Below are 13,109 nucleotides of genomic sequence, written 5' to 3'. Positions count from 1 at the left end.
CATAGCATAAGCCCAATATGGAAGGAGAAATACCTAATGAAACGCGAATTCTCACTAGAGAATACTCGTAATATTGGGATCATGGCTCACATTGATGCTGGTAAAACAACAACAACTGAGCGTATCCTTTATTACACAGGTAAGATTCACAAAATCGGTGAAACTCATGAAGGCGCTTCTCAAATGGACTGGATGGAGCAAGAGCAAGAACGTGGTATCACAATCACTTCTGCTGCGACAACAGCTCAATGGAAAGGCAACCGCGTAAACATCATCGATACTCCTGGACACGTAGACTTCACTGTAGAAGTAGAACGTTCTTTACGTGTACTTGACGGCGCAGTAACTGTACTTGATGCTCAATCTGGTGTTGAACCTCAAACAGAAACTGTATGGCGTCAAGCTACAACTTACGGTGTACCACGTATCGTATTCATTAACAAAATGGATAAAATGGGTGCAGATTTCCTATATTCTGTAGGTACTTTACACGAGCGTTTACAAGCAAATGCTCATCCAATCCAATTACCAATTGGTGCGGAAGATGAGTTCAAAGCTATTATTGACCTAGTTGAAATGGATGTAACTTACTACGATAACGAAGAAGGTACAGCATTACGTGAAGGTCAACCAATTCCTGAAGAATTCCAAGCGCAAGCTGAAGAATACCGTGAGAAGTTAATCGAAGCAATCGCTGAAGTTAACGAAGAAATCATGGAAAAATACTTTGCTGGTGAAGAAATTACAAAAGAAGAGCTTAAAGCGGCTATCCGTAAAGCGACAATCGCTGTAGAATTCTACCCAGTAATCTGCGGTACAGCATTCAAACACAAAGGTGTTCGTAAAATGCTTGACGCGGTTATCGACTACTTACCATCTCCAGTTGATGTACCTGCTATTAAAGGTACAACTCCAGATGGTGAAGAAACTGAACGTCCATCATCAGACGATGCGCCATTCTCAGCTTTAGCATTTAAAGTTATGACTGACCCATTCGTAGGTAAATTAACGTTCTTCCGTGTGTACTCTGGTGTTCTTGAATCAGGTTCATACGTACAAAACTCTTCAAAAGGTAAACGTGAGCGCGTAGGTCGTATCCTACAAATGCACGCAAACAGCCGTGAAGAGATTTCAAAAGTATTTGCTGGTGATATCGCAGCTGCTGTAGGTCTTAAAGATACAACAACTGGTGACACTCTTTGTGAAGAGAAAAACCTTGTTATCCTTGAGTCTATGGAGTTCCCAGAACCAGTTATCTCTCTTTCTGTAGAACCAAAATCAAAAGCTGACCAAGATAAAATGGGTCAAGCTTTACAAAAACTACAAGAAGAAGATCCAACATTCCGTGCACATACAGACCAAGAAACTGGTCAAACAATTATCTCAGGTATGGGTGAGCTTCACCTTGATATCTTAGTTGATCGTATGCGCCGTGAATTTAAAGTAGAAGCTAACGTAGGTGCTCCAATGGTATCTTACCGTGAAACATTCCGTGGCTCTGCTCAAGTTCAAGGTAAATTCACTCGTCAATCTGGTGGTCGTGGTCAATACGGTGACGTATGGATCGAGTTCTCTCCAAATGAAGAGGGTAAAGGCTTTGAATTCGAAAATGCTATCGTTGGTGGTGTAGTACCACGTGAATATATTCCAGCTGTAGAAGCAGGTCTTCGTGACTCGCTTGACCGCGGTGTAATCGCTGGTTACCCATTAATCGACATCAAAGCGAAATTATTCGATGGTTCATACCATGATGTTGACTCAAACGAAATGGCATTTAAAATCGCTGCATCTATGGCACTTAAAGCTGCTGCATCAAAATGTAGTCCAGTTCTTTTAGAGCCTATGATGAAAGTTGAAGTTGTAATCCCTGAAGAATATCTTGGTGATATCATGGGTAACATCACTTCTCGCCGTGGTCGCGTAGAAGGTATGGAAGCTCGCGGTAACGCTCAAGTTGTTCGTGCGATGGTTCCACTTTCAGAAATGTTTGGATATGCAACAACTTTACGTTCTGCAACGCAAGGTCGTGGTGTATTCTCAATGGTATTCGATCATTATGAAGAAGTACCAAAATCAATCTCTGAAGATATCATCAAAAAAAATAAAGGTGAATAATTGAAATTTCATCTTGCATAAAGTATAACTAATTTGTAAGCTATGATTGCAGGATAGGGGATGGGCCCGTTCTCTATCAGCATTCATTCTATAAATTTTAAATCTAAAACATACAATTTTGAGGAGGCAATCTCTAATGGCTAAAGAAAAATTTGACCGTTCTAAAACGCATGCTAACATTGGTACAATCGGACACGTTGACCATGGTAAAACTACTTTAACTGCTGCAATCGCTACAGTTCTTTCTAAAAAAATGGGTGGTACAGCTAAATCTTACGCTGATATCGATAACGCTCCAGAAGAAAAAGAACGTGGTATCACAATCAATACTTCTCACGTAGAATACGAAACAGAAACTCGTCACTATGCACACGTTGACTGCCCAGGACACGCTGACTATGTTAAAAACATGATCACTGGTGCTGCTCAAATGGACGGCGGTATCTTAGTAGTATCTGCTGCTGACGGCCCAATGCCACAAACTCGTGAGCACATCCTTTTATCACGTCAAGTAGGTGTTCCTTACTTAGTAGTATTCATGAACAAATGTGATATGGTTGACGACGAAGAATTATTAGAATTAGTAGAAATGGAAATCCGTGATCTACTATCTGAATATGACTTCCCAGGTGACGATATTCCTGTAATTAAAGGTTCTGCTCTTAAAGCTCTTGAAGGTGAACCAGAATGGGAAGAAAAAATCGTTGAATTAATGGACGCTGTAGATTCTTACATCCCAACTCCAGAACGTCAAACTGACAAACCATTCATGATGCCAGTAGAGGACGTATTCTCTATTACTGGTCGTGGTACAGTTGCAACTGGCCGTGTTGAACGTGGTCAAGTTAAAGTTGGTGACGTAGTTGAAATCATCGGTATCGCTGAAGAAGCTAAATCTACTACTGTAACTGGTGTAGAAATGTTCCGTAAATTATTAGACTATGCTGAAGCTGGTGACAACATCGGTGCTTTACTACGTGGTGTTGCTCGTGAAGAAATCCAACGTGGTCAAGTATTAGCTAAACCAGGTTCAATTACTCCACACACTAACTTCAAAGCTGAAGTTTACGTTTTATCAAAAGAAGAGGGTGGCCGTCATACTCCATTCTTCTCTAACTACCGTCCTCAGTTCTACTTCCGTACAACTGACGTAACAGGTATCTGTAACTTACCAGAAGGCGTTGAAATGGTAATGCCTGGTGATAACATCGAAATGACAGTTGAACTTATCGCTCCAATCGCTCTTGAAGAAGGTACTAAATTCTCTATCCGTGAGGGTGGCCGTACTGTAGGCGCTGGCGTAGTTGCTTCTATCCAAAAATAATTTTAACTCTCGTTAATTTTAAACCAATCTGTAGGGACGCCTACAGATTGGTTTTTTGTGTTAAAATAAAGAAAAATTAGAGTTTTAATTAGTGTATGTGTACATAACGGTAAGCATGTCATCTAGGGTAAATAATTAAAGGGAAAGGGGAATTGACTATGGACATGAAAATTTTGCTGATTGAAGATGATCCTTCTATTTTTAGTATGATTCAAGAACGATTTGAACAGTGGTCATTACACGTTGTTGGACCTAAAAATTTTCAAAAGGTGATGGATGACTTTATAGAGGAGAAGCCACATCTCGTGTTAATTGATATTCAATTGCCTGCCTATGACGGCTTTCATTGGTGTCGTGAAATTCGTCATTTATCCAAAGTGCCAATCCTATTTCTTTCTTCCCGAGATCACCCGATGGATATGGTAATGGCTATGCAAATGGGAGCAGATGATTTTATTCAAAAGCCTTTTCATATGGAAGTTTTACTCGCAAAAGCACAGGCTATTTTACGTAGAACCTATGATTACGTTGAAGAGAAAATGAATGTTACACGTTTTAACGATGCCATCATCGATTATGCAAGAAGTGAAATTATGTATAATGGTGTCATTGCTTCCTTAACAAAAAATGAACTTTTCATTTTAAGAATATTAGTGGAACAGGCTAATCAAATAGTTTCAAGAGATGAGTTAATGAGAAAACTATGGGATGACGAACGTTTTGTAAACGATAATACTTTGTCGGTCAATGTTAATCGGTTACGTACAAAGCTAGAGGATATTGGTTTACATGAAGTAATACTGACAAAAAAGGGACTTGGTTATATGGCAGTAAGCTGAGGGACGTGAGGGAAGTTGTTATTATTATTTATTAGAGAACGCTTTGCTTGGATAGTTTTTTTTATTTTTACTTTGATAATACTAAATGTACTATTCTCTCTTGACGTTGGTTTAAATGGAGTGTCTATTTGGTATGTGAATATTAGTTTGCTTATTAGTTTTATACTCTTTTTGGGGTATCGCTATGTCATCGAAGTTGGGAAATTAAAAGATTTCCTGGGAAATATGGATAGCTATCTTGATGATGCACATAGAAATAGTTTAGCTTTATCTCCTTTTCAAGAAGTATACTTTCGAAAAATGGAAGATATCCTTTTTGAAAAGAATATGGAGTTAAATCTAGCCAAAGTGCAGCTACAGGAATATTCAGATGAGCTATTAGCTTGGGTTCATGAAGTAAAAGCTCCTTTAACTGCTATTAATTTAATGTTTGAACATATTGAGGATTTACAGCTACGTCGAAAATTAGAGAATGAATGGCTAAGACTGCATCTTTTGGTTGATCAACAACTGCATCAAACAAGATTATCTTCTATTGAAAAGGATAATTATTTAAATGAGATTGAACTAAAGCCCATTGTTTATAAAGAAATCAGAGCTATGCAAGCCTGGTGTCTTGAGAGAGGCATTGGCTTTGAAATTGCTGAACTTACTGAGACAGTTTTGACAGATGGCAAGTGGCTAGCATTTATTATTCGACAAATTCTTTCAAATGCCATCAAGTATAGCCCAGCGAATTCTGAGATAACAATCTTTGCAGAACATGATTCTACAGGTGCTACATTACTACATATTAAAGATATAGGTAGGGGTATACCTTTAGAGGATTTACCTAGGATTTTTCAAAAATCTTATACAGGAACAGCGGGAAGGGAATCCTCTCAGTCTACAGGTATGGGTCTTTATTTAGCATCTAATGTAGCCCATAAAATTGGTATTCGTATTAATGTTCAATCTAAAGTTGGTGAAGGCTCACTATTTACACTACGTTTCCCCTTACAAAATGAATATGCGAAACTAAAAGGTAGATGACGAAAATGTCACCTACCTTTTTATATTGTCATGTAAAACGCACGAATGATTAGGTTTGTCAGGGTACACTTGGACTATAGAAAGGGGCGTTATGAAGTGACAGTTTTAATCGGTCGTAAAATAAAGAAAGTGTATGGAAAAAAATCAACAGCTCAAGAAGTATTAAAGGGTATTGATTTAGAAGTGAATAAAGGTGAATTTGTAGGTATTATGGGACCTTCTGGCTCTGGTAAAACAACGCTTTTAAATGTCTTATGCTCAATTGACTTTGCGACGGAAGGTGTTATTGAGATAAACGGTCATAGTTTACGTGGTATGAAAGAAAAGGCTTTAGCAAACTTCCGACGAGAGCAGCTGGGATTTATATTTCAAGACTATAATTTATTAGATACCTTGACAGTAAAAGAAAATATTCTTCTACCATTAGCCATCAGTAAGTTACCAAAAGCCGTTGCAGAAAGTCGAGTGAAGGAACTCACTTCTTTGCTGGGAATCACAGAAATTTTAAATAAATACCCCAACGAAATATCGGGTGGACAAAAGCAGCGTACCTCTGCTGCACGCGCACTTATTACCAATCCGTCATTGGTATTTGCAGACGAGCCCACTGGTGCATTAGATTCTAAATCTGCCACAGCCTTGCTTCAAAATCTACAAAATATTAATGAGACAAAAGAAGCTACAATCATGATGGTTACACACGACGCAGTAGCTGCAAGCTTCTGTACACGTGTGTTATTTCTAAAGGATGGCCTTATCTATAGTGAGCTTTATAAGGGCGATAAAACAAGGCAGGCCTTTTTCCAAGAAATCATGCATACACAAAGTGTGCTAGGCGGTGATGGGTATGAGTCTTAGTAAGCTAGTACTTCGAAGTATGAAGAAAAATATGAGACACTACTATTTATATTTTTTTGCACTTATTTTTAGTGTTACATTGTATTTTTCTTTTGTCACCTTGCAAAATAATACGGAAGTGTGGGCTGCTGTTCAAATGAGTGGGACGGCTGCGGCAGGATTTAAGGCAGCAACTTATATTCTATATTTTATCGTTTTGTTTTTCGTTTTATATGCAAACCATTTATTTATGAAGCGTCGTAGTAAGGAAATAGGCTTGTATCAACTGATTGGCATGACTAAGGGTCTAATCGTGCGTTTATTAGCGATTGAAAACATCCTCTTATTCGTTGGAGCCGTTATTATAGGTATGTTGGCAGGCTTCTTTAGCTCTCGTGTGTTTGCAATGATTTTGCTTCGTGTGCTTGAAAAAGAAGCTCTCGTAACCATGACTTTTAGTACACAAGCTTTACAGCAGTCGATGATTGTATTTACCATCTTATTGATCATTGTTCTTATACAGATGGCCTGGATGATTCATCATGTTTCATTGTTATCATTATTTAGTGCAGCAAAACAAGCAGATGAGCGCGTAAGACGTTTTAGTGCGTTGCAGATGGTTATTGGCTTTTTGGGTCTTATACTGATTGTATATGGCTACTATGCATCAACAAAGCTGTTCGATATCGAATCTGCAGGTAATTTATTTATTAATATGATCATTATTTTAGCTACTACAATTGGTGGAACATTCCTTGTTTTCCGTTTCTCTGTAGCATTTATTATGAATACGATTCGCCTAAAGAAAAAAGGGCATTTATCCATAAAGGATGTATTGGCATTAACACCCATAATGCATCGCATGAAAAGCAATGCAAAGTCATTAACGCTAATCACCGTGTTAACAGGCGTTTCTCTAGGCGTGACGACGCTTTCCTATATTGCCTATTACTCCTCAGCAGCATCTGCATATAGCCAAGTACCAGGTGATTTCATATTGCTTGAAGAGCAAGGGAAAGCCTTCTTAGAGAAGTTAGAGGAAAATAACATTGCTTATGATAAAATTGACTACCGTTTGCAGGGGGTAACCGCTGCTGTAGGTCAGCTGATGTCTAAAAAACAGCAGGATAACCCTTTATATACGATGGAAGGTACAATTTATACCATTCCGCTTTCAGATTATCAACAGAGTGTTCCAGAAGCCAAGCTATCTGGGAACGAGGTTATCTTAACAAACTATGGTGGTTATATGGCTGAGATGTTCCCGTTAGAGAAAGATCATGATTTAGTAGTATCTGCAGGAAAACTGGAAGAAACTTTTCATGTCGTTGATGTTCACGATAAAAGTGTGATAAGTGGTATTGTAACGGCTGGGGGTGGTGGACCTGTCTTTGTGGTGACAGATGATATGTTTAAAAGTTTAACTACACAGGCAGCTCTTTATCCTTGGCATCATCAAACAACAATTACTTTAAAGTCGAACGAAGATATCGCGACAGCAGAAAAATTATATATTCAATCAAATGCAGGCATTATTACGGCTGTTGATGATAAAGGGAAAACAAAGCAATATACACAATCATCCTATGAAGGCAAACGTAAAGACAATATTGAATCATTAGGTCTGACAATATTTACAACAGCATTTTTAGGTTTAGCATTCTTAATGACAACAGGTAGTATTCTATACTTTAAACAAATGTCTGAGGCAGAGGAAGAACGTGATTCCTATACAATCCTACGAAAGATTGGCTTTGCTGAAAAAGATATCATGAAGGGTATTTATATGAAACAGGCCTTTAATTTCGGTGTTCCATTAGTTATTGGGTTATTGCATAGCTACTTTGCTGTTAAGTCAGGGTGGTTTTTATTCGGAACAGAGTTAACAGCTCCCTTGTGGATTGCAATGTGCTGTTATATAGCCTTATATACGGTTTTTGCCATTCTGTCAGTAGGCTATTATAAAAAGGTTGTACGTCAGTCGTTGTAATATTAAATAAGAAGAAACTCGGAAACAGTGTGGTGTTTATCATTACACTGTTTTTTAGTGCTGAAATATAGAAATTACAAAAACCCTTGACTTTCAATTATCAGAATAATAAAGTTTAACATGTTAGTAATTTAGTGTATGAAAGTAGAGTGTAACAATGAATGCAGTAATTGCGGCTGTTGCCGTTATGTTAATATTAAGCTTGCTTCGCATCAATGTCGTTCTCTCGTTAGTTCTAGGAGCATTTGTAGGTGGTCTAACTAGTGGGATGGGCATCGAGTCAACAGTCCGATCATTTACGGAAGGATTAGGAGCAGGAGCAACCATTGCATTGAGTTATGGCTTACTTGGTGGTTTTGCAATCGCCATTGCCAAGACAGGAATACCCGAATTAATGATAGCTGGGATGTTAAAAATATTAAAGGGTAAAAGTAATAGAAAAGGTCTTATCAAGGTATTAATTTTCTTCCTTATCTTTGTGATGTCAATTTTATCTCAAAATGTCATTCCTATTCATATTGCCTTCATTCCATTATTAATTCCTCCTATTTTAAAGATTTTAAATATGCTAGAAGTCGACCGACGTATAATTGCAACGTTGATTGCAGTAGGCTTAATTGGTACTTATAGTTTTGTACCTGCTGGTTTTGGAGCAATCTTTCAAGATATCGTTGCTACACAAGTGTCAGAGGCAGGAATGGCTGTATCTTCACGTGATGTCTCTGCAGCAATGGGGATTCCCGTATTAGGAATGCTAATTGGATTGGTAATCGCCTTTGTTGTATACCGCAAGCCAAGGCATTATAAACATAGTGAAGTGGAGACTGAATCTTTAAATGTAAACGTCAGCAAGTTTATTATGTTTTCTACAGCGCTGGCATTAGTGATAGCACTATGCGCTCAAGTATTAACAGATTCAATGATTGTAGGCTCGTTTGCAGGTATTATGATTATGTATTTTACAGGTGCCCTTAAATGGAAAGAAGCCGATGATATTCTTTCTGAAGGAATGAAGATGATGGCCTTTATTGGCTTTGTTATGATCGCAGCAAATGGTTTCGCGGCGGTTATCAATGCAACAGGTGATGTGGACAGCTTAATTGCAAATTCACTCACCGTATTAGAAGGAAATAGAAGTCTTGCTGTTTTCATCATGTTAGTCATAGGATTAGTTGTGACGATGGGAATTGGCTCATCCTTCGCAACGGTGCCAATTATTGCTACACTCTTTGTTCCGCTTGCACAAGGCTTAGATATGAGTCCATTAGCGATACTTTGTTTAGTTGGTACAGCTGGCGCTTTAGGAGATGCAGGTTCTCCAGCATCTGATTCTACATTAGGGCCAACTGCTGGCCTAAATGTAGACGGTCAGCATCATCATATTTGGGATACCTGTGTTCCGACATTTATTTTCATTAACATACCACTAATCCTATTTGGTTGGATTGCCTGTGTGTTCTTTCTATAACAAGAAAGTAGTTTCTATATAAAATAGAAACTACTTTTCATTTTAGAGTTATTTGAAATGTGCGAAAATGTTGATATGACAACCTTAAGTGTTGCAATATGAATAGAAATTTTATATACTAATAAACGGCTTAATAAAGCGTAGAAATAGTAGTACTAAGAATATCTGCAACATTTAAAAGAATTTAGCGAAAAGACTTGCTTATTCTTTTTTTATTGTATATAATGTTGAATGTTGGTCTTTGACTGCGATGAAGCGAGAGGTTGCCGACACACCCGGCCGCTTTGCCATGGCGATGTGTGGGAAAATTTTCGTGGAGAATGTCTAGAAAATAGGCGAGAAGGAGGGAAAATAATGGCAAAACAAAAGATTCGTATTCGTTTAAAAGCGTATGATCACCGTATTTTAGATCAATCTGCTGAGAAAATTGTGGAAACTGCAAAACGTTCAGGTGCAAGTGTATCAGGTCCGATTCCACTTCCAACTGAGAAGTCTGTGTACACAATTCTTCGTGCGGTTCACAAGTACAAAGATTCTCGTGAACAATTCGAAATGCGTACGCATAAACGTCTGATCGATATCGTTAACCCAACACCACAAACTGTTGATGCGTTAATGAAACTTGATTTACCATCTGGCGTTGATATCGAAATCAAACTTTAATGGTAAAAACAATATAACTTTTAAAACTTACAGGAGGTGTGACAAATGGCTAAAGGAATCTTAGGTAGAAAAATTGGTATGACACAAGTTTTCGCTGAAAACGGCGATTTAATCCCGGTAACAGTTATCGAGGCTACTCCAAACGTAGTTCTTCAAAAGAAAACTGTTGAAACAGACGGCTACGAAGCAATTCAAGTTGGTTTCGAAGACAAGCGCGTTAAGCTTTCTAACAAACCAGAACAAGGTCACGTAGCAAAAGCGAACACTGCTCCTAAGCGCTTCATTCGTGAATTCCGCAACGTGAACGTGGAAGAATACGAAGTTGGTCAAGAAGTCAAAGTAGAAATTTTCGCAGAAGGCGATGTAATCGATGTAACAGGAGTTACTAAAGGTAAAGGTTTCCAAGGTGTTATCAAACGCCACGGACAATCTCGTGGTCCTATGGCCCACGGTTCTCGTTACCACCGTCGTCCTGGTTCAATGGGTCCAGTTGCTCCGAACCGCGTATTCAAACAAAAGAAATTACCTGGTCAAATGGGTGGCAATGTAGTTACAATCCAAAACTTAGAAATCGTGAAAGTTGACACAGATCGTAACTTACTACTTGTTAAAGGTAATGTTCCTGGTTCTAAAAAAGCTCTAGTTACAGTAAAAACTGCAATTAAAGCTAAGTAATCACTTAAGGAAAGGAGGAAACAGGAATGACAAAAGTATCTGTACTTAGTCAAACAGGTGCTTCAGTTGGTGAAATCGAATTAAACGATGCGATCTTCGGAATCGAGCCAAATGAAGCAGTATTATTCGACGCAGTAGTTGCTCAACGCGCTTCTCTTCGTCAAGGTAATCACAAGGTTAAAAACCGTTCTGAAGTTGCTGGTGGTGGTCGTAAACCATGGCGTCAAAAAGGAACTGGTCGTGCTCGTCAAGGTTCTATCCGTTCTCCACAATGGCGCGGCGGTGGTATCGTATTTGGTCCTACTCCACGTAGCTATTCTTATAAATTACCTAAAAAAGTTCGTCGTTTAGCTCTTAAATCTGCTTTATCAGCTAAAGTAGTAGAACAAAACTTCTTAGTTCTTAATGCTCTAACTCTAGCAGCACCAAAAACAAAAGAATTCACAAAAATCCTTAAAGATCTTTCTTTAGAGAAAAAATCTTTATTCGTAACTGCTGACCTAGATGAAAACGTAGCATTATCTGCTCGTAACATCCCAGGTGTAACAGTTTTAACTGCAAACGGAATCAACGTTCTTGATCTATTAGGTCATGATAAAGTTGTATTCACTAAGTCTGCAGTAGAAAAAGTTGAGGAGGTGCTTGGATAATGGAAGCACGTGATATTTTAAAACGTCCGGTCATTACTGAGCGTTCTTCAGAACTTATGGCAGAGAAAAAGTATACTTTCGAAGTAGACACTCGCGCTAACAAAACTCAAGTAAAAGACGCTGTAGAAGAAATCTTTGGCGTAAAAGTTGAGAAAGTAAACGTTCTTAACTACAAAGGTAAATTCAAACGCGTAGGCCGTTACGGTGGTTACACTAACAAACGTCGTAAAGCGATCGTTAAACTAACTGCTGATAGCAAAGAAATTGAATTATTCGAAATGTAATCCTAACGGATTTATGATTTGAACACTCAAGAAGGAGGGAAAACACAATGGCGATTAAAAAGTATAAACCTACCTCTAATGGTCGTCGTAACATGACGTCATTAGACTTTGCGGAAATTACAACTAACAAGCCTGAGAAATCATTGCTTGAACCAACTAAACGCAAAGCTGGTCGTAACAACCAAGGTAAAATCACTGTTCGTCATCATGGTGGTGGTCATAAGAAGCAATACCGTGTTATCGATTTCAAACGTGTTAAAGATGGCATTCCGGCAAAAGTTGCTACTATTGAATATGATCCAAACCGTTCTGCGAATATCGCATTAATCAACTACGCTGATGGAGCAAAAGCTTACATCTTAGCACCAAAAGGTCTAGAGGTTGGTCAAACAATCGTTTCTGGTCCAGATGCTGATATTAAAGTAGGTAACACTTTACCATTAGCAAACATTCCAATGGGTACTACAATCCATAACATCGAGTTAAAACCTGGTAAAGGCGGACAATTAGTACGTTCAGCTGGTACTTCTGCGCAAGTACTTGGTCGTGAAGATAAGTACGTTATCGTTCGTTTACAATCTGGTGAAGTACGTTTAGTTTTAGCTACTTGCCGCGCTACAATCGGTCAAGTTGGTAACGAACAACACGAACTTGTACACATCGGTAAAGCAGGTCGTAGCCGTTGGTTAGGTAAACGCCCAGAAGTTCGTGGTTCTGTAATGAACCCTAACGATCACCCACACGGTGGTGGTGAAGGACGTTCTCCAATCGGACGTAAATCACCAATGACTCCTTGGGGTAAACCAGCACTTGGTTACAAAACTCGCAAGAAGAAAAACAAATCGGATAAATTTATCATCCGTAGTCGTAAAAAATAAAGTGGTTAAACTACGGTTCTATGTGAGAGCCGTGGTGGAATCACGGAGGGAGGTTCCTACATGGGTCGCAGCTTGAAAAAAGGACCTTTTGTCGATGACCACTTAATGAAAAAAGTGGAAGCGCAAGAGGCTTCTGAGAAAAAACAAGTTATCAAAACTTGGTCACGCCGTTCTACAATCTTCCCGAACTTCATCGGTTTAACGATTGCTGTATATGATGGACGTAAACATGTTCCTGTATACGTAACAGAAGATATGGTAGGCCATAAACTTGGTGAGTTCGCACCGACACGTACTTATAAAGGTCACGGTGCAGACGACAAGAAAACAAGACGCTAATTTTGAGAGGAGGTA

The 13,109-nt window shown here is 38.7% G+C and carries 13 protein-coding genes; all 13 read left to right on the top strand.

Annotated features, from left to right (window positions below):
• Positions 1 to 36 precede the first annotated feature (36 nt).
• Positions 37 to 2,115: an elongation factor G gene (gene fusA, locus MHB39_RS22710; RefSeq protein ID WP_016993310.1), complete on the top strand. Its 2,079-nt coding sequence runs from the start codon at positions 37 to 39 to the stop codon at positions 2,113 to 2,115.
• A 136-nt stretch (positions 2,116 to 2,251) separates the two neighbouring features.
• Positions 2,252 to 3,439: an elongation factor Tu gene (tuf, locus tag MHB39_RS22705; protein WP_004233614.1), complete on the top strand. Its 1,188-nt coding sequence runs from the start codon at positions 2,252 to 2,254 to the stop codon at positions 3,437 to 3,439.
• 158 nt (positions 3,440 to 3,597) lie between these two features.
• Positions 3,598 to 4,278: a response regulator transcription factor gene (locus MHB39_RS22700; protein ID WP_339280502.1), complete on the top strand. Its 681-nt coding sequence runs from the start codon at positions 3,598 to 3,600 to the stop codon at positions 4,276 to 4,278.
• Positions 4,279 to 4,293: 15 nt separating this feature from the next.
• Positions 4,294 to 5,310 (top strand): sensor histidine kinase, encoded by a 1,017-nt coding sequence (locus MHB39_RS22695; protein WP_339280501.1) that lies wholly within the window; start codon positions 4,294 to 4,296, stop codon positions 5,308 to 5,310.
• A 96-nt stretch (positions 5,311 to 5,406) separates the two neighbouring features.
• A complete protein-coding gene (locus MHB39_RS22690; RefSeq protein WP_016995265.1) occupies positions 5,407 to 6,168 on the top strand; it encodes an ABC transporter ATP-binding protein in 762 nt (253 codons plus the stop codon).
• A complete protein-coding gene (locus MHB39_RS22685; protein ID WP_274770952.1) occupies positions 6,158 to 8,137 on the top strand; it encodes an ABC transporter permease in 1,980 nt (659 codons plus the stop codon). The genes MHB39_RS22690 and MHB39_RS22685 overlap by 11 nt, the downstream gene beginning before the upstream one ends.
• Before the next feature lie 157 nt (positions 8,138 to 8,294).
• A complete protein-coding gene (locus MHB39_RS22680) occupies positions 8,295 to 9,605 on the top strand; it encodes a Na+/H+ antiporter NhaC family protein (RefSeq protein ID WP_258859979.1) in 1,311 nt (436 codons plus the stop codon).
• 354 nt (positions 9,606 to 9,959) lie between these two features.
• The gene (gene rpsJ / locus MHB39_RS22675) at positions 9,960 to 10,268 is read left to right on the top strand and encodes a 30S ribosomal protein S10 (protein WP_004233624.1); all 309 of its coding nucleotides are present in this window, start codon (positions 9,960 to 9,962) and stop codon (positions 10,266 to 10,268) included.
• 45 nt (positions 10,269 to 10,313) lie between these two features.
• A complete protein-coding gene (gene rplC, locus MHB39_RS22670; protein ID WP_004233625.1) occupies positions 10,314 to 10,943 on the top strand; it encodes a 50S ribosomal protein L3 in 630 nt (209 codons plus the stop codon).
• Between the two features lie 26 nt (positions 10,944 to 10,969).
• Positions 10,970 to 11,593, top strand: coding sequence for a 50S ribosomal protein L4 (gene rplD / locus MHB39_RS22665; protein ID WP_342545451.1), 624 nt, complete (start codon positions 10,970 to 10,972; stop codon positions 11,591 to 11,593).
• Complete coding sequence (gene rplW / locus MHB39_RS22660; RefSeq protein WP_004233628.1) at positions 11,593 to 11,877, top strand: 50S ribosomal protein L23; 285 nt, start codon at positions 11,593 to 11,595, stop codon at positions 11,875 to 11,877. Before rplD ends, rplW begins: the two co-directional genes overlap by 1 nt.
• A gap of 47 nt (positions 11,878 to 11,924) precedes the next feature.
• Entirely contained in the window at positions 11,925 to 12,755 is an 831-nt protein-coding gene (rplB, locus tag MHB39_RS22655) for a 50S ribosomal protein L2 (RefSeq protein ID WP_009373990.1), read from the top strand.
• A gap of 60 nt (positions 12,756 to 12,815) precedes the next feature.
• Positions 12,816 to 13,094, top strand: a complete 279-nt coding sequence (rpsS, locus tag MHB39_RS22650) for a 30S ribosomal protein S19 (protein WP_004233637.1) — start codon at positions 12,816 to 12,818, stop codon at positions 13,092 to 13,094.
• Positions 13,095 to 13,109 lie beyond the last annotated feature (15 nt).

This window comes from Lysinibacillus sp. FSL K6-4013, from assembly GCF_038630435.1.
GTDB classification, from domain to species: domain Bacteria; phylum Bacillota; class Bacilli; order Bacillales_A; family Planococcaceae; genus Lysinibacillus; species Lysinibacillus boronitolerans.
This window is presented reverse-complemented; position numbering and strand designations above follow the sequence as displayed.

Coding starts and splice junctions, on each gene's coding strand:
- fusA (WP_016993310.1), top strand. CDS start 37: ATGAAACGCGAATTCTCACTAGAGAATACTCGTAATATTGGGATCATG.
- tuf (WP_004233614.1), top strand. CDS start 2,252: ATGGCTAAAGAAAAATTTGACCGTTCTAAAACGCATGCTAACATTGGT.
- MHB39_RS22700 (WP_339280502.1), top strand. CDS start 3,598: ATGGACATGAAAATTTTGCTGATTGAAGATGATCCTTCTATTTTTAGT.
- MHB39_RS22685 (WP_274770952.1), top strand. CDS start 6,158: ATGAGTCTTAGTAAGCTAGTACTTCGAAGTATGAAGAAAAATATGAGA.
- MHB39_RS22680 (WP_258859979.1), top strand. CDS start 8,295: ATGAATGCAGTAATTGCGGCTGTTGCCGTTATGTTAATATTAAGCTTG.
- rpsJ (WP_004233624.1), top strand. CDS start 9,960: ATGGCAAAACAAAAGATTCGTATTCGTTTAAAAGCGTATGATCACCGT.
- rplC (WP_004233625.1), top strand. CDS start 10,314: ATGGCTAAAGGAATCTTAGGTAGAAAAATTGGTATGACACAAGTTTTC.
- rplD (WP_342545451.1), top strand. CDS start 10,970: ATGACAAAAGTATCTGTACTTAGTCAAACAGGTGCTTCAGTTGGTGAA.
- rplW (WP_004233628.1), top strand. CDS start 11,593: ATGGAAGCACGTGATATTTTAAAACGTCCGGTCATTACTGAGCGTTCT.
- rplB (WP_009373990.1), top strand. CDS start 11,925: ATGGCGATTAAAAAGTATAAACCTACCTCTAATGGTCGTCGTAACATG.
- rpsS (WP_004233637.1), top strand. CDS start 12,816: ATGGGTCGCAGCTTGAAAAAAGGACCTTTTGTCGATGACCACTTAATG.